This window comes from Pseudanabaena sp. CCNP1317, from assembly GCF_034931345.1.
In the GTDB taxonomy this organism is placed as follows: Bacteria; Cyanobacteriota; Cyanobacteriia; order Pseudanabaenales; family Pseudanabaenaceae; genus Pseudanabaena; species Pseudanabaena galeata.
In genome coordinates this window covers 1-658 of the sequence record NZ_JAYGIF010000053.1, presented here as the reverse complement: position 1 = coordinate 658, position 658 = coordinate 1, and the positions used below count along the sequence as shown (strand labels likewise).

The following is a 658-nucleotide window of genomic DNA, read 5'->3' as shown; positions in this document are numbered from 1 at the left end:
GCCCCAGCTGCGGATCAGCTTCCAGTCGACCGCGCCCCGCTTCGAATGGCTGCGGGCGGACATGAAGCCGGTCGGGATGATCGTCATCAGCGAGGTGCCGACCGCCATCTGCATGGCGAGCGACGGCGGTAGGCCCATGCAGGTGAACATCTGAAACATCACCGGCACCGTGATGATGCCGCCGCCGACGCCGAGCAGGCCGGCGGCGAAGCCGGCGACGGCGCTCGCCGCCGCGAGCGCACCAATCCACAGGGCGAGCGACGCCGGATCGAGGGCTTCCATAGACACGGCTCCGGGTTAGCTTGGGCGCACGGGGGGAGGACCCGGGCGCTCTTCGGGCAGATGCGGGATGGACCCGCTGGGAGGGCGACGGCACGCCGGTGCGGCTTCGCCGCCCCTTTGGGAGAAGGACGGGAATTCAATGTTGACCGGGCGGCTCATCGAGTATGACGAGGCGGGCGAGGACGTACGCCGGATTTACGACGACATCAAGCAGTCTCGTGGCGTCAAGGACGTCAACAACTTCTGGAAGGCTCTTGCGAACCATCCGCCGACATTGGTTCGCACTTGGGAGAGCCTGAAGGAGGTGATGGCTCCCGGGGCGCTCGATGCTCGCACGAAGGAGATGATCTACCTTGCGGTCTCGATCAGCAATGCC

At 66.1% G+C, this 658-nt stretch carries 2 protein-coding genes; one reads left to right on the top strand and one right to left on the bottom strand.

Annotation, left to right across the window (positions count from 1 at the left end):
* A partial coding sequence (locus VB775_RS10265) for a TSUP family transporter (RefSeq protein ID WP_323216781.1) occupies positions 1-282 on the bottom strand: 282 nt, incomplete at its 3' end.
* Between the two features lie 139 nt (positions 283-421).
* Between VB775_RS10265 and VB775_RS10260 the strand changes: the two genes are divergently transcribed.
* Positions 422-658 (top strand): carboxymuconolactone decarboxylase family protein (locus VB775_RS10260; RefSeq protein WP_323216779.1); only part of this gene is annotated, 237 nt, incomplete at its 3' end.